The organism is Martelella alba, assembly GCF_005217455.1.
Lineage (GTDB): Bacteria > Pseudomonadota > Gammaproteobacteria > Enterobacterales > Enterobacteriaceae > Acerihabitans.
Genome location: NZ_SZPQ01000026.1, coordinates 43,653 through 66,829, shown reverse-complemented (window position 1 = coordinate 66,829; position 23,177 = coordinate 43,653). Strand labels below are relative to the sequence as shown.

Annotated in this window: 17 protein-coding genes; 8 read left to right on the top strand and 9 right to left on the bottom strand. The window is 55.1% G+C overall.

Going from position 1 to position 23,177, the window contains the following annotated elements; translation table 11 throughout:
* Nucleotides 1-32: 32 nt before the first annotated feature.
* The 5 genes from FCN80_RS17185 (at nucleotide 33) to FCN80_RS17165 (ending at nucleotide 5,914) form a co-directional block, all read left to right on the top strand.
* Nucleotides 33-992, top strand: coding sequence for a sugar-binding transcriptional regulator (locus tag FCN80_RS17185; RefSeq protein WP_136991402.1), 960 nt, complete (start codon nucleotides 33-35; stop codon nucleotides 990-992).
* A 467-nt stretch (nucleotides 993-1,459) separates the two neighbouring features.
* The gene (locus tag FCN80_RS17180) at nucleotides 1,460-2,410 is read left to right on the top strand and encodes a substrate-binding domain-containing protein (protein WP_136991401.1); all 951 of its coding nucleotides are present in this window, start codon (nucleotides 1,460-1,462) and stop codon (nucleotides 2,408-2,410) included.
* 77 nt (nucleotides 2,411-2,487) lie between these two features.
* Nucleotides 2,488-3,993 (top strand): sugar ABC transporter ATP-binding protein, encoded by a 1,506-nt coding sequence (locus tag FCN80_RS17175; protein WP_136991400.1) that lies wholly within the window; start codon nucleotides 2,488-2,490, stop codon nucleotides 3,991-3,993.
* Nucleotides 3,983-4,945 carry an ABC transporter permease gene (locus FCN80_RS17170; protein ID WP_136991399.1) on the top strand — a complete coding sequence of 321 codons (963 nt, stop codon included), beginning with the start codon at nucleotides 3,983-3,985 and terminating at the stop codon, nucleotides 4,943-4,945. The genes FCN80_RS17175 and FCN80_RS17170 overlap by 11 nt, the downstream gene beginning before the upstream one ends.
* A gap of 84 nt (nucleotides 4,946-5,029) precedes the next feature.
* Nucleotides 5,030-5,914, top strand: a complete 885-nt coding sequence (locus FCN80_RS17165; RefSeq protein WP_136991398.1) for a sugar phosphate isomerase/epimerase family protein — start codon at nucleotides 5,030-5,032, stop codon at nucleotides 5,912-5,914.
* 74 nt (nucleotides 5,915-5,988) lie between these two features.
* Here FCN80_RS17165 and FCN80_RS17160 read toward each other — a convergent pair whose 3' ends face one another.
* The 9 genes from FCN80_RS17160 to FCN80_RS17120 all read right to left on the bottom strand — a co-directional run bounded on the left by FCN80_RS17160 (nucleotide 5,989) and on the right by FCN80_RS17120 (nucleotide 20,206).
* Entirely contained in the window at nucleotides 5,989-11,205 is a 5,217-nt protein-coding gene (locus tag FCN80_RS17160; protein WP_136991397.1) for a WD40 repeat domain-containing protein, read from the bottom strand.
* 285 nt (nucleotides 11,206-11,490) lie between these two features.
* On the bottom strand, nucleotides 11,491-12,657 hold the full coding sequence (locus FCN80_RS17155) for an FAD-dependent oxidoreductase (protein WP_136991396.1): 1,167 nt from the start codon (nucleotides 12,655-12,657) through the stop codon (nucleotides 11,491-11,493).
* A gap of 71 nt (nucleotides 12,658-12,728) precedes the next feature.
* The gene (locus tag FCN80_RS17150; RefSeq protein ID WP_230492736.1) at nucleotides 12,729-13,700 is read right to left on the bottom strand and encodes a DODA-type extradiol aromatic ring-opening family dioxygenase; all 972 of its coding nucleotides are present in this window, start codon (nucleotides 13,698-13,700) and stop codon (nucleotides 12,729-12,731) included.
* A gap of 191 nt (nucleotides 13,701-13,891) precedes the next feature.
* A complete protein-coding gene (locus FCN80_RS17145; protein WP_136991394.1) occupies nucleotides 13,892-14,776 on the bottom strand; it encodes a fumarylacetoacetate hydrolase family protein in 885 nt (294 codons plus the stop codon).
* Nucleotides 14,777-14,802: 26 nt separating this feature from the next.
* On the bottom strand, nucleotides 14,803-15,219 hold the full coding sequence (locus FCN80_RS17140) for a RidA family protein (protein ID WP_136991393.1): 417 nt from the start codon (nucleotides 15,217-15,219) through the stop codon (nucleotides 14,803-14,805).
* Nucleotides 15,220-15,490: 271 nt separating this feature from the next.
* Entirely contained in the window at nucleotides 15,491-16,429 is a 939-nt protein-coding gene (locus FCN80_RS17135) for an ABC transporter permease (protein ID WP_170975431.1), read from the bottom strand.
* Between the two features lie 41 nt (nucleotides 16,430-16,470).
* Entirely contained in the window at nucleotides 16,471-18,078 is a 1,608-nt protein-coding gene (locus FCN80_RS17130; protein ID WP_136991391.1) for a sugar ABC transporter ATP-binding protein, read from the bottom strand.
* Between the two features lie 21 nt (nucleotides 18,079-18,099).
* A complete protein-coding gene (locus FCN80_RS17125; protein WP_136991390.1) occupies nucleotides 18,100-19,188 on the bottom strand; it encodes a substrate-binding domain-containing protein in 1,089 nt (362 codons plus the stop codon).
* Between the two features lie 202 nt (nucleotides 19,189-19,390).
* Nucleotides 19,391-20,206, bottom strand: coding sequence for an alpha/beta fold hydrolase (locus FCN80_RS17120; RefSeq protein ID WP_136991389.1), 816 nt, complete (start codon nucleotides 20,204-20,206; stop codon nucleotides 19,391-19,393).
* A gap of 201 nt (nucleotides 20,207-20,407) precedes the next feature.
* Here FCN80_RS17120 and FCN80_RS17115 point away from each other — a divergent pair, with 201 nt between their 5' ends.
* From FCN80_RS17115 to copC, 3 genes are all read left to right on the top strand, one after another.
* Nucleotides 20,408-21,115: a GntR family transcriptional regulator gene (locus FCN80_RS17115; RefSeq protein ID WP_136991388.1), complete on the top strand. Its 708-nt coding sequence runs from the start codon at nucleotides 20,408-20,410 to the stop codon at nucleotides 21,113-21,115.
* Nucleotides 21,116-21,315: 200 nt separating this feature from the next.
* Nucleotides 21,316-22,608, top strand: coding sequence for a DUF2254 domain-containing protein (locus FCN80_RS17110; RefSeq protein WP_136991387.1), 1,293 nt, complete (start codon nucleotides 21,316-21,318; stop codon nucleotides 22,606-22,608).
* Between the two features lie 154 nt (nucleotides 22,609-22,762).
* On the top strand, nucleotides 22,763-23,137 hold the full coding sequence (gene copC, locus FCN80_RS17105) for a copper homeostasis periplasmic binding protein CopC (RefSeq protein ID WP_136991386.1): 375 nt from the start codon (nucleotides 22,763-22,765) through the stop codon (nucleotides 23,135-23,137).
* Nucleotides 23,138-23,177 lie beyond the last annotated feature (40 nt).

Here is a 23,177-nt window from a genome sequence, read left to right as displayed (position 1 = left end):
GTGCTCTTCCCAGCGCGAACAAAGGAGCAAATGTGCCAGCCGATTTTAGCGGGGAAACGGAAAACGACCACCTACGGGCGCGTATCGCCTGGTTTTATTTTGTCGGCGGCCAGACACAGCAGCAAATCGCCGACAGACTGAACATCACGCGCCTGAGGGTCAATAAAATCATCGGGCAGGTGCGGGCCGAAGGCGGCGTGGTAGTCGACCTCCGGTTACCACTGGTGGACTGCATTGAGCTTGAGGAACGACTGAAAGGCAAATTCGGTTTGGCGGACGCCATCGTCACGCCCTCGCTGCCGGATTACATCGAACAGCAACGCACCATCGGCGAAGCGGCCGGCGCCATGCTCGACTCGCTGATACACGATTATAAAGGCATCGGCGTCGGTTGGGGGCGCACCCTGAGTTTCAGCGTGCGCCGCATCAGCGCCAAACAGCCCACCGGATCCTGGGTCGTCGGCCTGATGGGCGGCGTGACCCGCGGGTCGGGCACCAATACCTTCGAGGTGTCCACCGCGCTGGCCCAGGCGCTGGATGTGGAATGCCACTATCTTACCGCGCCCATTTATTGCCCTTCCAAGGAAAGCCGGGCCACGCTGCTGATGCACGAGGAATTGGCGGAAGTCATGCACCGGGCCGAGGAGGCTCAGGTTGTGCTGGTCTCCTGCGGTGATTTGTCGCACCGTTCGCCCATTACGCCGATTACCATCGTCCGCCATCATCTTGATGAACTGATAGCCCTCGGCAGTATCGGAGAAATTCTCGGCTGCTTTCTGGATAAAAACGGCAACGTCATCGCCCACCAGCTTAATGAGTCCATTATGGCGTTACCGTTGGCCAGGCTAAAAGAGAAGCCGGTGACGATCCTGGCGTCCGGCGGCGCCAATAAATATCCAATTATTCACGCTATTTTACAGGGCAAATACATTAATCGGCTGGTGACCGATGAAGTGGTGGCCCGACGCCTTCTGGCGGAGCCGGAAAACTAGCGGCCCCGGTCTTTTACGGCATCAAACGGTTCCCCCGCCGGGGGATTCCCCCATCCGAATCCCCGCCATCACGTCTTTTTTCCCAAAATGAGAATATCCATCGTGCCGGCGAAAACGCCTATCGTTTCCGCAAGGGCGAGCATTGGCCTTTTATCGGACAGATAGCCCAAGCGGAAGCGATTCACTTAACATTCTGACCGCTAAGCGGTTTTTGTCCAGCGTCCGAAAGATCTTTTCCTGGTTATCTCCTCCCGACTCAATGCGGTTTCTGTGAGCTCCGCCGCAGATAAAGATGTAAGAAAATGCGAAAAGAACGCCTGAGATAAGTGTATTTTTAATTTTACAAATGTACAGCGGTTATCTCATTGCGACTTGCCTTTGGGTTATGCCGGCGGGATCTGCCGCTTTCCAGCCAGCCTGCACGTGCCGACCCAAGGCGGTAAACGTTCGTATTTTTGGAGCTGATTATGAATAAAATGACTCTGGGCATGATGGTCGCCGCCGCGTTGTTGCTGCCGCTGACGGCGTCCTCGCAGGACAGCAAGGCCGGTCTCACCAAGAAAGACAGCTACCGTTTTGTCATTATTCCCAAGGTGGTCCACCCTTGGTTCGACAAGGTTAATAACGGCGCCAAGCAAGCGGCGGCAGTGATCAAAGCGCAAACCGGATCCGATGTACAAATTATCTATAGCGCGCCGCAACAGGCCGATGTCGTGATTCAAAACCAAATCCTGGAAAGCTCGATAGCCACCCGGCCGGACGGCATCGCTATCGACCTTCTGGATGAAAAAGGCAACCGCGCCTCGCTGGAAGAAGCGGTGTCGCAGAATATACCGGTCACGATTTTCGATTCGGTCCCGCCGAAGGACATGGCATTGACCAGCATCGGCAATGACTTTTGCGAACAGGCGCAAATCGCGTCCGAACGCCTGGCCGAATTGCTTAAGGGCAAAGGCGAGGTCGCCATCATGATGGGCGTGCCCAGCGCGCCCAATCATGCCATTCGCGCCGAATGCCATAAGAAAACCTTCGCCAAATACCCGGGGCTGAAAGTGGTCGCCACGGGCATCGATAACGATGATATCGAAACCGCCCAAAAGCAGGCCGCCGCCATTATGCAGGCCCACCCCAGTCTTAAAGGCTGGGTCGCCTCGGATGCCGCGGGCCCCATCGGTATCGGCCAGGCGATCAAAGAGGCCAATAAGACCCGCCAGGTCATTCTGGTGGGACTGGACGATTTAACGGAAATGCTGCAATTGATCCGCGACGGCGTGGCCGACAGTACCTCATCCACCAAGCCGGAAATGCAGGGCTATTGGGCGGTAATGACCATGTGGCAAAAAGCCATGGGCATTGCGACGCCGAAATATATCGATACCGGTATCGCGGTCATCACCAAGGATAATGTCGGCAAATAGCCGGCCGGCGCGACGACGGGTCAGCGCCGATGGTCCGGCGTGGGCATGAGCACTCTACTATAAAGGAACGTCATAGCATGGCCATTTTGGAAGTTGAACGCCTGGGCCGTGATTTCCCCGGCGTGACCGCGTTGAATAATGTCGACCTGGCGTTTGAACTTGGCCGCGTGCATATTCTGGCCGGCGAAAACGGCGCCGGTAAATCAACGCTGGTCAAGGTGCTTACCGGCGCCTACCCGCCGAGCCGGGGCAGTATCAGAATCGACGGCCAGGATCCGCTGGCCGATCGCCGGCTCTTCGAACTGGTGGCTTATGTGCCGCAGGAGCTAAACCTGTTCAGCCATATGAGCGTGGCGGAAAATCTTTTTATCCCTTACGCGCGTTCGGGGTTTAACGGCGGGATCATCAGCTACCGGGAGATTAATCGCGCGGCGCGACGTTACCTGGAGCAGTTCTCCATCGAGGCCCGGCCGGAGGAATTGGTTCGCAACATCTCGATATCCGATCAGCAATTGCTGCAAATCGCCCGCGCGTCCACCAACCGGCGAATGAAAGTCCTGATCCTGGATGAACCGACCTCCTCGCTGACCCAGACCGAAGTCGATCGGGTGTTTAAGGTCATCGCGGATTTCAAAGCGAGACAGCATGCCATTGTTTTTATTTCGCACAAGCTTGATGAAGTGTTTGCCATCGGCGATGACTACACGGTTTTACGCAATGGCGAAAAAATCGAAAGCGGCCGCATTCCAGACACCACCCCAGGGGGATTGATCAAAGCCATGTCCGGCGCGGCGATGCAACTGAATGCCCATTTCCGGCCAGCACCGACGCACGCTGCCCCGGCGCAACCCCTCATTGAGGTGAATAACCTGAGCGGACGGCGTTTTAGCGCGATCTCTTTTCAGGTCCGACGCGGAGAAATCGTCGGTTTTGCGGGACTGGTCGGCGCAGGACGTAGCGAAGTCATGCAAACCCTGTTCGGTTATCTGCCGGCCAGCGGCGGCGGCGCCACTGTGGGCGGCAAAGCCTGGAAGCTGGGCAGTCCGCCTTTTTCCGTCGCAAACGGCATGTTGTATCTCTCCGAAGAGCGCAAATTGCACGGCATTTTGCCTATGTTAAGCGTGCGGGAGAATATCGGCATTGCCATTTTGCGACACACCCTCTCCTGGTTCGGGATCTCAAAGCGCAAAGAGCAATCCCGCGTGCTGGAGGTGATAAAGGCTTATGACATCAAAACCCATAATATGGAAACCCGTATCGCCCATCTTTCCGGCGGCAATCAGCAAAAGATCATTATCGGCCGCGCCATGGCCACCCGGCCCGCGGTACTGATTTTTGATGAGCCGACCAAGGGCATTGATGTTATGACCAAGGCGGAAATATACAAGATCATGAAATCGTTATGTGAAAGCGGCGTCGGCATTATTCTCGTTTCCTCGGAAATGGAGGAGCTGTACAAATGCGCGAACCGCATTATCACTATGCATAACGGCTCGATAACCGGGAATTTCGTTACCGCGGATACCGATAACGAAACGCTGGTCAGGGCCATATTTGGTACGGAGAATTATAATGCAGCGTAGTCGTTTTTCCCTTCTGGCCTCAAACGCCATGGCCGGCGTTCTTATAGCTCTGGTGATTATTTTCGCGCTGTCATCGCTTATCTCGCCCTATTTTCTCACGCCCTACAACATGTCGGTGGTAGCCCGGACATTGGCCTTTATCGGCATGATTACCGTTGGGCAATCCATGCTGCTGATCCTGGGCGAATTAGACCTGTCACTGGGCGTCATCGGCGGGCTTTGCGGCGTCACCGCTGGTATTTTTATGGTCAACCTCGGCATTCATCCGGCATTGGCGTGTCTGCTGGCGCTGGCGCTCGGCGCCGGGCTGGGGCTGATAAACGGCCTACTGGTGACCAAGTTGCGACTGCATTCACTGGTACTGACCATCGGTACCGCCGGCATTTTTGGCGGCGCCAATCTGGTACTGACCAAAGGCGTGGCCATCACCGGCATACCGGCGAGCATTCAGTATCTCGGCCGCGGCGATGTGCTGGGCCTGCCCCTGCCGTTTATTATCATGGCGGCGATTTTGGCCATCGCCACCTTTATTACCTTAAAAACGCCTTTTGGGCGTTATATGTACGCCATCGGCAACAACGGCGCAGCGGCACGGATGCTGGGCATCAAGGTTGACCGGGTACGTATCCTGGTATTTACCTTTGCCGGTTTTCTGGCGGCGCTGGCGGGTATTCTGATGGTCGCCCGGCTTGGCACCGCCCAGCCCTCCATCGGCGAAAGCTGGGTGCTGCCGCCCATCGCCGCCTCGGTTATCGGCGGCGTGGCCACCACCGGCGGCGTGGGGAATCCGGTGGGCGCCATCGTCGGCGCCAGCATCATCGGCATTATCGAAAACATCATCGTCTTGTTCGGCGTATCGCCTTATTGGCAAGGCATCGTCAGCGGCGTGTTGGTGGTGGTCGCCATTTCGTTTGACGCCATTTCGCGACGCTATATCCGCAAGGAAGAATAATGGCGCCGCGGCGCCGTGGCTACCTTGCCGGCGCGCCGGGCAACGGGATGCGTTCTTGATTATTGCTTCAGGGGGAAGGGGCACATGCAACTGGGATTAAATCTTTCATTCGCCATTAAACGCTGGCTAAACGCGGAACAGTTGGCCGAGATCATAAAACAGGATTTGGCCATCGATCGTATCCAATTCACCTGGGACCTGGTCGATCCCTGGTGGCCGCAAGCGGAGCGGGATGCCGTGGCACGGGAATACGCCGAAGCCTTTCGCGCCGCGGATATCGCCGTTGAAAGCACCTTCGGCGGGCTGGCGTCCTATACCTATAATCACTTTCTCGCGCCCACCGAGACGTTGCGTAAGCTGGGTAAAGCGCACTTCCAGCGCGCCATAGACATGACCGCCGCCATGGGGGTGACGGCCGCCGGAATGCCGCTGGGGTCTTACTCGGCACGGGACGCCCTCAGTACGGCGCGCCGGGAGGCGCTCTACCAGCAGGCGCTGCAGGCGTTGACGGAACTGGCCGGTTACGCCAAACAGCGCGGTCTGACCATGCTGTTAATCGAGCCCGTCCCGCTCACCACCGAGTTTCCGTCATCGGCTGAAGACGCGCTGCGCCTGATGCGGGATCTTGATGGCGCCACCGATATCCCGATACGACTACTGGTGGACTGGGGACATGCGCTGTTTACGCCGATCTTTGGGCAAAATGCCAATATGGAACATTGGTCGCGCCTTTGCGGCGATTATATTGCCGCCTATCATATTCAACAAACCGACGGTGTGCTGGACAGGCATTGGAGCTTTACCCAGCCCGGCATAGTCACGCCGCAACGCCTTCAGACCTTTTGGCGCGACCATCGGCTAACAAGTGAGACGTATTTTCTGGAAATTCTTTATCCCTTTGAACAGCCGGACGCGCATGTGTTTGATGATATGCGCGCGGCAATAGCGCTGCTAAGGGATGCCGGCTGATTGCCGACGGCAGAGGCGCCGCGCAGCGACGGTTTAATCCGGAAAACCGTCTTATCCGGCATCAATGCCGGGCATCAGTCGTCATTTTCGCCGGGAATTTCATCCCATATAGGAGGGTCGGGCAGGTCGAATACCATTTCGGAAACGGCATAGCTGCCATTGCCCGGCTTATGGTTACTGAAAACCCCTTGATCGTGAAATACGATAAGGCGGTTGAAGGCGTTATCGAATTTGATGGCCATTTGCATCGGCTTGGGGTTGGTGAAATCCTCAAAATGCATTGAGCTAATGGGTAAGTGGAGATAACCCAGGGAAGCGGCGACGGGTCCGGCAATGGAACTGTCGATCCGGAAGATTTCGATATAGCCGTCCGAAAATCCCGTAGCGGCCATGATATTCAGCGCGGAGAAAGCCACGCTGGTCAAATAGCCCATGCCATGACCAAGGGTTTGCGGGGGCAGGCTGCGTATTAACCGCTTTGTCGCGCCGCTGCCCAGGTCAAATAACAGGATCTCCGCATCCCACATCCCCTGGCCGCGTTTCGTATAGCCTAGATAGCGTTGATCCAGACTGACGAAATTCGGCTGATAATCGGCCCGATGCAGGCCGGCGGACGCGGTGCGCGCGCCGTCCGGCCAATTGTCCTTTGGCGGGGCCAATAGTTGGCCGGCGTTGGTGACCCACCAGGCATTTTCAAAATGTCTATCGTAAGAAATTAACTGGTCGTCATAGGCGGAAATATTCCCTTGACCCACGCTCAGCCCCATTGACGGCAAGCGGTAAAACAATGCCCGCTGTTGTGAAGGCGCCGGCCTATAAATAAGCACGATAATTCTACCATCAGGCGACACAACGATTCTATCCGCCACGCGCGAAGGCGAATCGGCAGAGGGATTCAACCGTGTTTTATGCCCGTCCGGGGTTTGCGCCCAGAGAATTAGCGCGTTATCTATCCAGATGATAGGGTGAGAATGTCCCGAGAGATCCACTTTTGACACCGTGGTGGGCTGGGAATGCAGTTGATGCGGCAACCAGCGCCGCCACGCTTTCTCTTGCCGGACGGGAATAGCCCGAAGCTCGGTTGAGGTTATCCTGATTTGATAATCGTTATCAAATTCCTCAGACAAGGTATGATGAGTGCTATTCAATATGAATAATGTCTGCCGGTATCCCAGGGTAATAATCATCGGCGAAGGAATGCGCCACTGGCAATTATGTAGCCGCGCGACCTCACGGCACGTCCAATGCCGTTGGCCGGCCTGGCGGGCGAGACAGGCCGCTATCGTATATTCGGCCCTCGCCCATAAGGCCAAGACAGGGAATCCCGATGACCAAAGATAACCGCCGGCACTGTCCAGGGAAAACGTGCGCAGATGAACGCTGGAGGCCAACAGCGCTTCTTTGCGCCGGTCCTCATCCAGCCGTAGCAATAATGCCGCTTGTCGCAGACGGGAAACCATCGCGGGTTCCTGGATGTACTGTTTCGCGCTTTTATCCGCGTATCGGCATAACGCTTTTAAGGTGGGAAAATCCCGATAAGAAAAAATACGCTGGGCGAGACGCTCAAACCAAGAGGTTCCAGCCGGAGGACGCGAAATTTGGAACGAGTCCTCCAGGCCCACAAGCTCAAAACCGCCGGTAAAGAGTTCATAGCGCACCATCCATTCCGTTTGCTGTTCATCGCCAATAATCAATGTGTAATAGATGTCATCAACGGGCACCAGCGTAACGTAACGATCGCCGCTTTTCAGGTATAATCGGTCGCCGTAACGGAATGCGCCGCAAAAAAGCGGCGGAAGCAAGACGTGTGGAAAGTCATGTTCGACGGACCCCGCTTCGAAAGCCAGTTTATGCCGCAACAATTCCCCTAGGCGATGGGCATTCAATGATTCCACCGGCGCCACCAGAACAAAACCATCATTTCCCACCGTATAGGCGAGCCGATAGGCGGGGAAATGCGCTTGATCAGGATGGATTAATAAAAATCGGGAAGAATGGGACTGAGGGCTCAGGCGGTAGTAATCATCGCCGACACGTACCCGTAAGCTAAAATTATCATATAACGCCACCGGATGCTGCTCTCCCTCAGGCGCGGGGAGGATATAACTGGTTATCAGACGCTTCCAGTGCAGGTAATGGTTGGCCGTGTCCGAACGTTTTTTTCGCCGGCGAAAAGCCGTTAAACGCAACCGAAAAGAATGTGGCTCAATACTGGATTCAATCACGGAAATCAATTCACGCTGCCAATGGTGCGCCTCTCGCCATTCATCGGCATTATTGATAATTTTCAATGTACTGGTGCGATGGTCAAACCCCCAGCGCTGACCATTGATATCGAGCACTATCCAGAATTTATCTCTATAGATCAATTGGTTAAATGGATAAATGGTCATCATGTAAATGGGCGTGCGGGTGGTAAAATGCCATACACTGTCCCCTGTCTGGCTTTCATAAACGGTAGAGCCCAACACAGCGCGAAAGCGCGGCCGACGAAAAGCCGTGAAAACGCAAAGTCCATCGTTGTGATAGACGCAAAGAAATTTATTATACAAACCCGTTAAGCTGAGCATGTCGACTTGCGCATAAACCGGGATGCCATCAAATGTCGTCTCGCCGGTTTCAACCGCGACAAGGCTTTGGTTGTTCAAGGTAAAAATGGGAAAAGTGATCCCTTTGATATTCACAGTCAAAGGATTCATCTCCGTTCGCGCATACCCATAGGACACGGTAAAATTAAGCAGATCCATATCGAGCATGAATTTGGGGATCTCTTCGGCAATCTTTTTTAAACTTGGGATCAAAGAACCCGAAGCGAGCAATGCCCGCCCCACCATGGCCCGGTAAACCCCATTGCCAACAACGCCCATCGCATGCAAGGGGACGAAACCGGGATCGCAGGCCATCAGAAATTCTTTACCCACCACATTTAACAGTTGCACCGCCTGATCACGGGAGGTGTAAATTCCACCGGCTATTTGTGATGAGGAGGGAAAGGGTTTTTTGAAAATTTTATCTTCCGACGCCTTCCATGACACATTGACCACGGCTTTAGCCAAATTGATTGTTCCCTGGCGAAATAACGTCAGGCCGGCTTTGACGCCGGCAAAGCCGATAGGTATGCCGACAAATGCCGCGTCGGATAGACAAGAGACAAACAAAGCGGTTTTATCGTTTTCCAGGAGAGCATTGATGCAACCAAAAAACGGAATGACATAATCCGCAATGGTATGCGGTATTTGCCATGGCGATGTGTCGGGGCCGGCATAGCCGCGCGCATAAATTTTCTGGACATAATAGCGGTGATGAAGTTCGGCGAAGTTTTGCAAAAAAGACGCCAAAGCGTCATCATGGTGTTTGGTGATCGCCAATTCAGAAGGGCTTTCAATGACCAGTTGATGAAGCGTCGCGACATCGATTGTCGGCCAGGATTCCATAAATGGCGCTAAGGTCGTCAGATTGCGATCATGGATATCAACCCTTTTTACAAGATAACCTTCTTTGCTGGTGCGCAACACGTAGATATGCTCGGAGGAATGATCGTTCACCCGGAGAAAAACAGTGTCCGCTTTGCCCATATAATAAACGGGGGCATTTGAAAAAAACATTTCCTTCGGCTGGCGAATTTGTACGAGACGTAAGCGGACAATTTCGATCCTGGCGGCGTGGAGTAGCGCGATATCCTTAGATTGCAGGTTATCATCGTCGAAATCACTGGCGGTAAAGGCCACCTGCAACAGCGCCACATCCAGCTTTCTTATGGTATTGGCGAAAGTTTCCACATTCTGGCGATAGGTCAAGTCAAGATCAGGCAGCGCCATCTTGTTGGCGCCGCAATGCTTGCCTTGTGGTGAATGAAGGAAACTTTGTACTGGGTCATGAGTGAAGCTGTACGGATATCCCCTTGAAATAGCGTTTTCCCCCGCCAGGGGAGCGGAGATATTGCCGCAGAAACGCTGCAATAGCGCTTTAGCGGTGTCTTCCCGCGAGTACCAGCGCGAGTTATGGAAATCTTCTTCATATTCCACAAAACAATCATACAGCGTATGGGCAGTTGAATAGCGTATCTTGAGCTCTGTGTTAAACTCGGCAATCATGTTTTTTAATAACTGCGGGTCGTTAATCTCCGCTAAAGTAAACACAGGTTTAGCGCGCAGATAATAAATAATCAAACCCAGATAGAACAAAGATTCAATACCGGCAAGAATTTTACCCTGGATAAACAGTTGAACCAAATTCAAGCCGTATGCCATGACGTCATTCAGCGCAACGGCGCCCAGTTTTTCCGGCTGCTCCAGGGCGATATAGCGCGCACCGAATTGCAGCAACGTCCATGTCAAACTGCCTACCCAGAGCTTGTCCACATCGATATTTTCAATTGGCGCGGATGCGTTTTTTATCGGCCGGCAAGGCCCTCCCCGGTTGCTAAGATACAGAACCGGAATTTCCCATTTTTCATAATGTTTGCGCCACATGTTCTTGATTTTGCCATTGACATGCTCATTAGGCCACGTGTCCACCCATCGCGCTAATTCCCGTTGGGTAATATGGCGCTTGGCGGCAAACAGTTCCGCGATCCGCAGTTCGATGCTTTGCGCCTGAAATAACAGCTGGCAAAGCAACCGGCCGATCAGTCCTTTCTGCTGGGCGGCTGTGAGGGGCTCGCCTTTACGTTCGCCATATAGCCGGCTGCCGCCCAGCGATAAGCGCGCGATGTCCGTTGCCAATGCGGGCTTAGCCTCCAATGCCAGCAAGATGCCCTCAGCCAACTGCGTATCATCCCATTGCGTGGCGCTGATATTGGCTCCCCCTTGGTGATTGAGCAACCAGACAATATTGGTTTTCCAATCTTCATTCATGTCCGGGGGCGATAACGCGGCATCTCGCGGAGTACGTTTACCCCCCCGCGCCCGGTGCGATGACCAGACATGCTCCAGCGAATAAGGGGAAAGAAACGAATCTATAACAGGCCGATATTCCCCGAGGGGAAGTGGCCGGCGTGAAGGCGCCGCCCTCGACGCCGCGTCGACGCCGAGGGAATGCCAGGCCGTCAGGTAATAGAGGAAACGCTGCCAAACGTTGCGGGGCGGTTTTAAGGGCGCGGCCGCGGACGCCGCCAGGTTACGTTCAGACTGCAGGTCCTGCGCTAAAGCGTGAAGCGCCCGCCCCTGAGCGCGAATATGGCGAAGCTGATGCCTTTTGGCCAAACAAAGGCGTCGCCCGAACGCCATGGCACGGCATCCCATCGGGTTATGGGGGTCGCCCGTTATGCGCGATTGGGGAAAGACCGGCATGATCATACCTTCGGCTCCCATAGGCAGAAAGTTTAAGTGGTATGAGATCACGGGATGCAACTCGACGTATTCAGAGTAAGATATCCACTGCCGGTTATTTTAAAAGCAAATAACCTCAATGAACGTAGAATACCCTGGCTTAAAAATCACGCTAAAAATAAATAACACGTTAAATCACGCTTCATTTCGGCAGGGGCCCGGCGTTATTGCCGGTGGGTTTACGTGGTCTCCGGCGGGCAGTCACGCCGCGCCGGTTACGGCAACGGTTCGTTTATTTATCCCGGGTCACACACCGCACTGATAGCCATGCAGCCACGCGTAATGTTGATCGAGGTGATTCAAGGTTTCATTACGCTCCTCGCGCTCAGGGCCCATGGGCAGGTGCAAGCAGGCATTCGCCCGCCGCGATGCCCGCTGGATACGTTCGCCCCGCGCCTTGCGCTCCCCTTCATAGCGCGCGAGCCGCTCGGCCAGCGGAGCATGCGAAGCGTCATTTAAAATGTGGGCAAGCGCGATGGCGTCCTCAAACGAGGAAATCGCGCCCTGGCCGTGATGCGGCAGCATGCCGTGCGCGGCATCACCGATCAATACCGTGCGGCCGCGATGCCAACTGGCCATCGGACTGACCTGGAACAGCCCCCAGCGTTCGGAAAGGTTCACATGTTCAAGGAGTTGCCCCACCGCCGGATGCCAACCGGCGAATTCACCGATAATCTCCGCCCGTTCGGCGGGGATCCGCCAGGATTCATGCCGCCATTCTTCGGGGCCATCCATAAAAACCACGATCGTCGTATATGCGAAATCTTTTCCCACCGGGAAATTCAGCACATGCTTGCCGTCCCCCATCCAATCGGTAAACGATCTGGGTTCCGGCAGCAACGTCAAATCGGCGGTTTTCGCCAGGCCTCGAAACGCGCTGTTGCCGGTAAAGACCGGACCCGCCGTGGGGTTCACCGCCTCGCGCGCCACCGACTTGATGCCGTCGGCACCGACCACCAGGTCCGCGGTATCCGTCGTGCCGTCCGCCCAGTGTAGCGTCGCCTCGTTATCTGAATCATCCAGACGGACCAATTGCTTATTGAGGGTGATTTTACCGCTGCCGATGGACTCCAGCAGGGCCGCTTGCAAATCGGTGCGCAAGGCGCCGAAATAAGGGTGGCCATATTGACCGCGGTACCAGTTATCGCGCGCCAGCAATTGCAGCGCGGCGACGCTGCCATTCTCGTTGCGAAAATACGCCGCTTCGGTTTCGCATGCCCGTTCCGCCATACGCGCGGCGATGCCCATCTCGTCGAACAGACGTGTCCCGTTCGCCCACAGCGAAATTCCCGCGCCAAGTTCGTTCAGCGCTTGTGCCTGCTCATACACCCTGACCTGGTGCTTACTGTTGCGCATAGCGGAGGCGAACGCCAATCCGCCCATCCCCGCCCCAACCACTGCAATACGTGCCATTGTCTTTTCCCCGGTTTGTCTTGGCCTAAGATCGGATCCATGCCATCACGGCTTTGTTATTTCCGGTTGCATCAATGCTGTCCCGGATAGGTCAGATAGCTCATACCGGTTATCCATTCCGGCACGGACTCATAAGCGACATAATCGGGGCGCGTGCCTTTCATCGCGCCCATCAACGCCACCCAGTTCAATGCTTCGTGTCCCCCATGTCCGCCGCGCGTCTCAACCTCATCAAAGGTCAGCGCGCGCATATAGTCGATGTCGCCGATTTCAAAATGATGCAGCATCTCACGGTCCCATTCTTCATTGACCAGCGGATGGCGGTGGCCAATGGGCCATTCCATTTTGCTCATCATGTCGATTTCATACTGGGCGAAATCAGAATAGAGCGTCGGGTCGGTATTCAACGCTTCTTTTCCTATCGTTTGATAGACCTTCATTCGCTGTAGAAAAGTATCTTGTTCCGGGGCGCCCTCGGTCCACACCGGCGGCCAGTGGGAAAGCCCGCCCGTCGCAAGGAAATGCACGCGATACGCATCAGATAGCGAGTCGACGATTTCACGTACTTTCAACCCCAGGTCATAAGCGCGCCAATAAGGCATCAACGGCGGGGAAAAGACATTGATATAAATGGGCACCACCTCGATATCAAATTCAGGGCGGATGAACTTCAGGGGCATCATCAGGTTATTCCCGTACTCGATTTCCCCCATACGCGCCGCCTCAAATCCGCCGTGTATCAATTTTTCGTGCAGTAATTTCGCGATAGTGACATTGCTGGGGATAGGGTGCTGCGTATCGAATTTAAGCGCCTTCATCATATATTTCGCCGGGCCAATATGTGAATCGGCAATGGGCACGCCCAGGGTCGGCATTAACTGGCGAAAGTGATTTTCGAAATGATCATCAAGAAATGCAATGATCAGGTTGGGTTTAGTGTCGGTAATGCATTGTTTTAATTTGTCATGGATTTCGGCAAGGCGCTTGCGTTGATCGATAGCGGGCGCGTCGGCCCAACCTAACGCGCCAGGAACATGTGACATACTAATTGCACTGACAATTTTAGCCATAATATCACCTCGTTAATATATTACCCGGTTGGGAAATCTTCCGTTGCTAACGACATGCATCATAGAAATCGCACGCGGTCATAAGGCGGTCCGTCCTAATAAACTGGGGCGCTATCGGCCCGGCATGGGGATAGCCAATCCAGCGTGCGCAATAATTTCATCGTTCAAATAAGGGTATTGGTTAATTCGCCGATCTCGCGCATGGAAACGGTGACCTTATCGCCTTTCCCGAGATAACGGGGAGGATCAAAACCCAACCCGACGCCGGCGGGCGTACCGGTGGCAATCACATCGCCGGGTAACAGCGTGATACTCCGCCCCAAGGTTTTCAGTAAATCCGGAATGGCGAAAATCAGATCGGCGATGACCGCTTCCTGCCTTTTTTCTCCGTTAACATGACAGAAAATACGTTGGGCGCCCGGCTTGCCGAATTCATCAGCGGTGACCAGAACCGGTCCCATCGGGCAAAATGTGTCTATGCCCTTGCCCAGCAGCCACTGGCTATGTTGTTTTTGCAAATGGCGGGAGGTGACATCGTTCACCAGCGTATACCCGAACACAAACGACATGGGATCATCCGTTTCGGCGATCCGCCCCCTTTTCCCGACCACCACCGCCAACTCGGCTTCGTAATCTATCGTCCCGGATGGGTCGAGGGTACTGTCGATGCCAGCGCCGGGGCCGCAAATGGCGGTGGCCGGCTTGCTGAAAATAATCGGATACGTGGGTACGTTGCCCCCCGAAGCGCTGGAGTCATAACCGCTGTTGCCGAATTCTTCCGCATGGGCATGATAATTCTTCCCCACGCAGAAAATATTCCGTCGGGTATACGGGATCGGGGCAAGCAAACGGACGTCCCCCACGGGTACCGCGTGTTGCCCAGCCGATTGGCTGCGGGTTGTTAATATTTCCTTGTAGGTTGCAAACTCTTCAATGAGCACATTCATATCATTGGTATTCACCGTTGCGGTGACGTCGATAATTTGCCCCGCCGGGGTCATTACCCCGATTTTCTTTTCACCAAGGGATAAATAGGTTACTAGCTTCATAGGATACCCCGCGATAATTGCCCCGGTTAATCACGCGCCCTGACCACGGCTTCCACTTCGATAAGAAACGCTTCCTTAACCAGTCGGTCGACGATCAAGAGCGTATTGGGGGCATAATCCGTGCCGGCAAAGAGTGTCGGGAAAAGCGCCGCCCTATTCTTCATAAAATTATCAATATGCTGCGAAGCGACCAGGTAAGTATTGAATTTAACCACGTCGTTGAAATCGCATCCTACCGCCGACAGGACATCGCCAAGATTCTTGAACACTTGATCAAATTGTTTATCGAAATCCCCTTTGCCCACCACTTCGCCGTCAGCGCCCACCGAAAGTTGCCCGGCGATATAATAAAGATCGCCGGCGCTCACCCGGGTGAGATGCGAATAAAGGCCTTGCGCGGGACAGGCGGTTTCAGGATTGAGATATTGTACGTTTTGAGACACAGTCTTACTCCATTGGCTATTTACTCGTCATACTTCACGTTGCCTCTTTGTTGGCCGCAATCCTCACCCCAGTCACAGAGTGAGCTACGCGCCAGGAGAGGCATGAAAGACATTCTGTCTCTTACCGGAGGCCCGCCGCTGGCGGTTCAAATTCGTTCCCGACGAATTTGTCGCTCACGTGCCGCCGCGATGCAACTCGACGTATTCAGAATATAGATAAGCTACCCGATTCAGTTTGCCTGATGACGGCGGCAAGAGAATCAGGATGCATTTACAGAATTTCCCGGCGACGAAAACGATCGAGAATAACGGCAAGAATAATAACAATGCCCACGGTGAGCGTCTGATAATAGGCCGACACCCCTACCATATTCATCACATTCGACAAAAGCGTTAGTACGATAACCCCGGTGATGATTTGTCTCAGGTTGCCCGCGCCGCCGGTTAAGGCGACACCGCCGAGCACCACCGCCGCAAGGGATTGCAAGGTTAGGTTTGGCGCGGCGATGGGTTGCGCCGAGCTGGTCCAGGCCGTCAGGATAATCGCGCCGGTGCCGGCGCAAAGCCCGCTGACCATATAAACCGCCACCGTGTAGAATCTGACATTAATGCCTGATTTCGAGGCAGCGGAAATATTTGAGCCCATCGCGTAAACATAACGGCCAAATAAGGTGTATTTCAGCAGCACGCCGATAATAACGGTCAGCGCGATGGCTATCCATACCATCAGGGGCAGGCCGAGAAAGGTGCCGTAACCGACCGACTCAATGTAGGACGCCGGAATATCATAAAGGGGCACGCCGCCCGACATAATTAATGCCAAGGCCTGGGCCACCGACAGCATACCCAGGGTTATCACCAAAGGCGAGGTATTGAACACCGCTATCAGCATACCTGACACCGTTCCGGTCAAGGCGCCCGCCGCCAGCATTCCCAGCAGGCCCGCCGGCACGCCGAACCGATTCATCAGCAATGTCCCGGCCACGCCGGCAAGCGACATGGTGGAAGACAGGGAAAGATCAAGCCCCCCTCTTATCACCGTCACCGCCTGCCCCAAGGACAATATCAGCAACGGGGCCAACTGGCAGGCGAGATTGACGCCATTGCTTAAGGTAAAAAATCTCGGCTGAATCAGTCCCGCGACAATCGCGGTCAGCAGGATCAAAAGCGGCAGCATCCAATCAGAAAGCGAGAATTGACGCTTTTTCATATTCCGTTCCGATGAGACATCATCGGCTACTTTGCTTAAGCTCATGGGAGGACTCCGAAATCGTCTTTTTCGTTCCGTTCGTGTTCGGCATGGCGGACGCTTGTCTGGCCGACCACGTCCGCGATAATCGAGGCGCTGTCATCCTCTTCCGGTTTACGGTAAGTATTGACGATGCCGCCATGAAACAGGGTCCATACCGTGTCGCTCAAGGCCAGGGTTTCCGACAGATCGCTGGATAAGAGGATGACCGCCACGCCGGTTGAGGCGAGCGCGCGTATTCGCTGGTGTATTTCGTATTTCGCATCGATATCCACCCCGGCGGTGGGTTCCTCCAATACCAGCAGTTCCCTGGCGCCGGCCATGGCCCGGGCGAGCAGGACTTTCTGTTGATTGCCGCCGCTCAGATGGGTGAGCGGGTCCTGTTTATCGGCATATTTCACGCCGCATTGCGCAAGCCGCCGGTCAGCGGCCCGCTCGGCCCGCCGGGTACGAATAAACCCGGCGCGGCTGAAATTTACCCATTGCGTGATCATCAGATTCGCCGCTATGGACAAAGACGGATAGACGCCATTGGCCGCCCTGCCGGCCGGCAGCCACGCCACGCCCTGTTTCAGCGCGTCGGCGACGCTTGCCGGGCGCCAGGCGTATCCCTTCAGTTTGAAGCTGACAGGCGACGTCTTGACCCTGGGCGAGAATCCCACCAGGTTACGCAGCAGCGTTTCCGCCCCGCAGCCGACCACGCCATAAATGCCGACGACTTCGCCGCGTCCCACCGAGAACACGGAATTTCTTCCGCCGCGCACCGGAAGATTTTCAATATCGAGCAAGGGTGGGAAACGCCGGTCGCTTTTGCCGGTGATGCCGTGACTACCGGGCGGTTTGCCGGTCAATCGGGAGATAATGATGTCGGCGTCGATTTTCTCGTTGACCGGGAAGGCATCCACCACCTGGCCATTGCGCATAATGGTGACCCGGTTACTGACGGCAAGGACATCATCGATATGATGCGTCACCAGGACGCAAACCAGCCCCGATTCGCGCAGGCCATGCAACACGGAGAAAAACCGGTCTTTCTCCACCGCCCCCAACATCGCCGTCGGCTCATCGAAGATGATCACCCTGGGCCGGGACATGAGTGACTTGCCTATTTCAATAAGCTGTTGCACGGCGACCGGGAAACTCCCCACCGCCTGCTCCATATCAATATCCGTCAGGCCCAGTTGCGCCAGAACTTCCCGGACGCGGTGGACTTCCTGCGATTTAAGAACGAGGGAAAGAGGCCCTTTGCCCCGCTCCGCGCCCAGCCACAAGTTGGCGCGCACTGACAAACTCGGCGCCAGAGAAAGTTCCTGATACACCATCACGACGCCGGCGTGTCGGGCTTCGCGGGAGCTGTTGAAGGCGACCTGCTGATCGCCATACCAGATAACGCCTTCATCGGCGGTGTATAATCCGCTGATGATCTTGCCGATGGTTGACTTGCCCGCGCCATTTTCACCGAGCACGCAGTGAATTTCCCCTTCATGGAACTGAATGGAAACATTATGGAGCGCCTGTGTGGCGCCAAACCGCTTGGACAAGCCCGCCACCCGGAGCAAGGGCGAGTTTCCGGCCACCGCCGATGGTGCGACATACCGTTCTGTGCGCATTGCCCTCTCCTTCTCGCAAATTTATTGCAGCGCGGGAATATGCCAATCGGCGGGAGGAATCTCGTAGACTTCAAACGAATGCTTGTCCACGTTGTTTTTGTCGAGAACCTCATTGGGCACGTTGAAATGCGCATAATTCAGGCCATCGGTACCGGCCGGGGACAGATTGGGCATCGGTTTGCCTTCCATTGAGCGGATGGCGTACTGAACGATGAGCCGTCCCATGATAATGCCCGGCTCGGAGACGACCGCCAGCATTCTACCGTCCTTGATCATCGGTATCGCCTGCTTGATCATGGCCGAGCTCACCACCGAGGCCGCGCGGTGTTGCTGGCGGATAGCCTGAACCGCGCCCATGCCCAAGGTAATTTGCGGGGTATAGATAAAATTGACGTCGGGGTTGCGCAGCAGCAGGTCGGAAGCCTTGGTCAGGCCATCCTGCAAGCCGATGCCCCCGCCAAAACCGGTTTCCACAATGGAGACCGGCGTCGGGCACTTTTTGGCCTCGTCGTGGAATCCCTGATAGCGGAGTCTTACCCACTCAGCGCCAGCCGGTCCTGGGATCATGGCGACGTTTTTCGGTTTCACATCGGACCGGCAGACCGCATCGGCCATCACTTTGCCGATATTGGTATCATCTTGCAGCACGCCGAAATCGATATTTTTACTGTTGACCGGAATGCCCACGGAAGCGACTTTCATTCCGCTGGCTTTTAATGATTTGATAATGGGGTCGTAGCCGTCGAATGCCGCGGGGGCCAATATGGCCACATCGGCGCCAATACTTTTGAACGCCTCCAGTTGGGCAAACTGCTCGCGAACATTGCCATAGGCGCCGGCGACCGATACCTGAACGACATCAACGCCGGAACGTTTAGCCTCATCGGTAATGCCATAAATAATGCCTTTATAAAAATCATCGTTCAGGTGAACCACCGTCACGCCGATCTTAAACGGTCTATCCGCTTTTATCGGTTTAATCAGTCCCACCAGCCTATCCGCTTCCGCCTTCGCCGGGGAGGTCATGAGCGCCGATAAAGCCGTGGATGCCAGAAAATAGGTAAAAAATAATAGCGATACCTGCTTTTTAACTTGAGAACGCCATTTCATTATCATTTCCTCGCGTTGAGATATTATGAAAACGGAAAGCATAAACTTTCCCGAAAATACCAAAGTTAACGACGATAAACGGTTTATCATTGGGCTAATTGCCCTATTCACCACCTGCGACTTGCCATGTTATCAGCCACGTCCGCACGCCTTGCCACCGCGTTGGCCGCGCGCCGTAATACTGAAATAGCCGTAATAACCCCTACTGAAAAAGCTGGCGCGCCGCCGCAAGGAAAGCCCCGCGCCGCTCAAAAGCCACCGAATGGGAACATTCACTCAGTATTTGCAAATCGGCATGGCTGATTTTCGCCGATAAAATTTCCGAACTGCTCGGCGGAAAAGGAATATCGTGGCGGCCGTGCAACATGATGACCGGACAGTGGATGGCGGCTAACACCTCATCGCTGAGCGTGGTCTTTTCCACATAGGATTGCGGGTCGCCGGCAAACATCTCATCGAAATAGTCCCCATAGCCGGGAGCGAACACAACCGGCTCCCGGGCGCTGATGTAAGCATCATCGATAATCGAGGCGTCATGGATAAGCGTGGCGAGCGTCGCGACCAGCTCTTCCCGGCTTTTCGGGCAGCGCCAGATACGCTGGGTGGCCGCCGTCGCGGTAAATGGCGCGCCAATCGCCCCCGTGGTCAGCACAGCGGAAACACGGCGGTCAGCGGCGGCCAGTGTCAGCGCAATCGCGGCGGACAGCGAATGGCCGATGATGCCGACCTGGGACGCGCCGATATGATCAAGCATCGCGTTCGCCTGACGCGTCCATAGCGCAAAGTCGAAATAGGGTGTTGCCGGCTTGCGATCGCTGCTGCCGAAACCGACGAGATCCATGGCGTAAATCCGGTAATCGCCGGATAACGGCTCCAGAACGCGGCCCCAATTGCCCAAGCTGGATGCGCCAGGCCCGGAGCCGTGCAGCAGCAATAGCGGTTTCCCCTGCCCGGCAACGTAATAGCCGGCTTTCATGCCTTCGAAGATAAATGACGATGCTTTTATCGACGCATTCATGCTGTTCCCTGACAAACTGGCTTAACGGTAAGACTGATAATACATGTCAGAAATCATTTATAAAGTATAAAATGGATTTTTTTATGTATTATAGGTTTTCCATATGAATATCCTTTTCCACCCTGCTATGCTATGATGAGACGCGCTGGCGGGATTCATAAGAGCAATGTCCTGATTTCTAAGAAAATGCTGGAGAGGATAATGAAGGTTCTTAAAGAAGGAAAATCGTTGAATGAGACGATCTATTCTCGATTGCGGGAACTGATCCTCACCGGTCAGCTTATGCCTGGGCATAAATTGAAGATCACGGAACTGGCCCAGAGATTTGGCGTGAGCCTGAACGTCGTGCGCGAGGCGCTCAATCGCCTGACCGGCGAGTTTTTAGTAGATATCGCCCCGCAACAGGGTTTTAGCGTGCGCGGTCTCAATGGGGCGGAACTGATCGATTTGACGGAACAGCGCATCACATTAGAAAGCATCGCATTGCGCAAATCAATAGCCACCCAAGATGTCGAATGGCAGGCCCGTGTCGTCGCCGCGCACCATCGTCTTGTGCATACGCCGCAAACTTTGCCGGAAGCGCCGGATAGGCTCAATCCGGAATGGCATAGCCGCCATGAGGATTTCAACTTCGTCATGATGGAAAACTGCGGCAGCAACTGGCTGTTTCTCATGGTCAAGCAGCTTGCCGAAGCATTCGCCATTTATCAACGCGTGCTTTTGCCGGCGACCATCGGCACAGGCGAGAGCAGCAGCGAACATAATGACCTGTTGCACGCGATATTGAACGGTCATTCGGATAAGGCCGTACAGATTTTATCCAGCCATTTGGTCCATACCCGCGACGTTATGCTCAATGCGCTGGAACCGGCTGTCGAACCCACGCTTAAGCCCTCTTTTATGCACTGATCCTCTCGGGACGGATAAACCGCCCCGGACGTCCCGTCCCCTTGCCGTAACACCCCGTCGCCGGGGCAATGGGCCGGAGAGAAGTCATGGATACGCATCCATTCCCGCCAGGGCGCGATAGCGCCTGAGCTCCCGCTGTTACCCCTTGCCGGAATTTGCTGCAATACTTTGCTGAGTCCGTAAACACAAAGGAGAAGGGGATGAGGCGCTGGCAATGGTTAATCGCTCAGGTCATGAAACGCTTATGGGTAAAGGCGACGCTGATAGGCGCCCTCGGTATACTGGCCGCGCTGATCGCGGCTGTCATGGAGCGTTTCATCACCTGGAAAATTCCCGGCATCATCAGTGCCGAAGCCGTCGACAGTCTGCTGACCATTATCGCCTCCAGCATGCTTGCGGTCACGACATTCTCCCTGAGTATCATGGTTTCCGCCTACGGCGCCGCGACCAACAATGTGACGCCCCGCGCCACCAAATTGCTGATTGAGGACAGCCTGACCCAGACGGTGCTCTCCACGTTCATCGGTTCCTTTTTGTTCGGCATCGTGGGACTGGTGGTCTTACAAACCGGCGCCTACGGTGAAAGAGGCCGCTTCATTCTGTTTTTGGTCACCGTCAGCGTCATTATATTGATTGTCGTCGCGCTGTTGCGCTGGATCGACCACTTGACCCGACTGGGGCGGGTGGGAGAAACCACCTATCGCGTGGAGGATGCCGCCCGGCGGGCAATCAAGGCCAGGCTTGAGGCGCCTTTTCTGGGGGGCAGTCCGTATGATGAACAGGCACGGGCGGCCGCCGGCCCTACGCTCCCCGTGCTGATCGATACCGTCGGCTATGTGCAGCATATTGATATGCCGGCCCTTTCGGCGACATGCCGGGATAAACAAACAGTGGTCTATGTCGAAGCCATGCCCGGCACCTTCGTGTACCCCCACGTCCCTGTGGCAAGGTTCCGGGCGGCGGGCGATGACGAGGACAACGCCCTTATCGCGCAATCCCTAAGCACGGCGTTTTCCCTTGGCGACGAACGATCGTTTGAGCAAGATCCGCGTTTTGGTCTGGCGGTGATGACCGAAATCGCCTCAAGAGCCCTGTCGCCCGCCGTGAATGATTCGGGAACCGCGCTGGATGTGATCGGCCGGACCACACGCTTGTTGTTTCTGTGGGGCGAAGGCTACGACACCCCGGCCAAAGACGACATTGCCTTTCCCGATGTGCATGTCAGGGCCATCGACACCGACGATCTGTTTGAGGATGCTTTTATGCTCATCGCCCGGGACGGCGCGTCCTCGATAGAAATACAGTCGAGAATACAAAAGGCGTTGCTGGCCTTAAGCCAAATCGAGGACCCCGCATTCAAAACCGCGGCGTTACGCCAGTCGGATATGGCGTTCGAACGGGCGGCGGCGACCCTGACGCTGGCATCGGATATACAGCGTTTGCGTCTTATCAAAAATGCCTTTGCCCAGGCCGCGCCGCAATGGCATCACTGACGGTTTATTCGAAAATAAAAGTCACTTTCATTGGCATTTTCTTTTACACTGCATTATCAATGCATCCTAACCGGTCGGCAGCGCCGTGGACGGCCCCGTCCCGGTTGGGATGATGGATGTCTTCGTGACGAATAAGATGGACCAAGGAGCCAACATGACGTCTCGTTTGAAACCCCTGATGCAAGCGGCGGTCTTTATCGCCGGCGGCACGCTTTGCCAGCAGGCGCTGGCCCACGCCCACCTGGTTTCCTCATCGCCCGCGGACAAAGCCAGCGTGGCGGTTTCGCCGGATACGCTCACGCTCAGTTTTACCGAAGGGCTGGAATCGGCTTTTAGCGGCGTGAAAATCACCGACGCCCAGGGTAACGCCGTACCGATCAGTCAATCCGCCACAGAAGGCGCGGACAAAAAAACGTTGGACGTGTCCCTGGCGGCGCCCTTGAAACCGGGCCATTATCAAGTGGACTGGCACGCGCTTTCAGTGGATGGCCACAAGACCCACGGCAGCTACGGTTTCACCGTCGAGTAAATTTGCGCCTTCAGCGTCCCGTCGCTACCGGATCATGATG

Bases quoted from the DNA above. Each gene is read 5' to 3' on its own strand.
- FCN80_RS17175 (WP_136991400.1), top strand. From the start codon at position 2,488: ATGGCCATTTTGGAAGTTGAACGCCTGGGCCGTGATTTCCCCGGCGTG.
- FCN80_RS17155 (WP_136991396.1), bottom strand. From the start codon at position 12,657: ATGGCACGTATTGCAGTGGTTGGGGCGGGGATGGGCGGATTGGCGTTC.
- FCN80_RS17165 (WP_136991398.1), top strand. From the start codon at position 5,030: ATGCAACTGGGATTAAATCTTTCATTCGCCATTAAACGCTGGCTAAAC.
- FCN80_RS17125 (WP_136991390.1), bottom strand. From the start codon at position 19,188: ATGAAATGGCGTTCTCAAGTTAAAAAGCAGGTATCGCTATTATTTTTT.
- FCN80_RS17110 (WP_136991387.1), top strand. From the start codon at position 21,316: ATGAGGCGCTGGCAATGGTTAATCGCTCAGGTCATGAAACGCTTATGG.
- FCN80_RS17160 (WP_136991397.1), bottom strand. From the start codon at position 11,205: ATGCCGGTCTTTCCCCAATCGCGCATAACGGGCGACCCCCATAACCCG.
- FCN80_RS17135 (WP_170975431.1), bottom strand. From the start codon at position 16,429: ATGAAAAAGCGTCAATTCTCGCTTTCTGATTGGATGCTGCCGCTTTTG.
- copC (WP_136991386.1), top strand. From the start codon at position 22,763: ATGACGTCTCGTTTGAAACCCCTGATGCAAGCGGCGGTCTTTATCGCC.
- FCN80_RS17145 (WP_136991394.1), bottom strand. From the start codon at position 14,776: ATGAAGCTAGTAACCTATTTATCCCTTGGTGAAAAGAAAATCGGGGTA.
- FCN80_RS17120 (WP_136991389.1), bottom strand. From the start codon at position 20,206: ATGAATGCGTCGATAAAAGCATCGTCATTTATCTTCGAAGGCATGAAA.
- FCN80_RS17150 (WP_230492736.1), bottom strand. From the start codon at position 13,700: ATGTCACATGTTCCTGGCGCGTTAGGTTGGGCCGACGCGCCCGCTATC.
- FCN80_RS17115 (WP_136991388.1), top strand. From the start codon at position 20,408: ATGAAGGTTCTTAAAGAAGGAAAATCGTTGAATGAGACGATCTATTCT.
- FCN80_RS17170 (WP_136991399.1), top strand. From the start codon at position 3,983: ATGCAGCGTAGTCGTTTTTCCCTTCTGGCCTCAAACGCCATGGCCGGC.
- FCN80_RS17130 (WP_136991391.1), bottom strand. From the start codon at position 18,078: ATGCGCACAGAACGGTATGTCGCACCATCGGCGGTGGCCGGAAACTCG.
- FCN80_RS17180 (WP_136991401.1), top strand. From the start codon at position 1,460: ATGAATAAAATGACTCTGGGCATGATGGTCGCCGCCGCGTTGTTGCTG.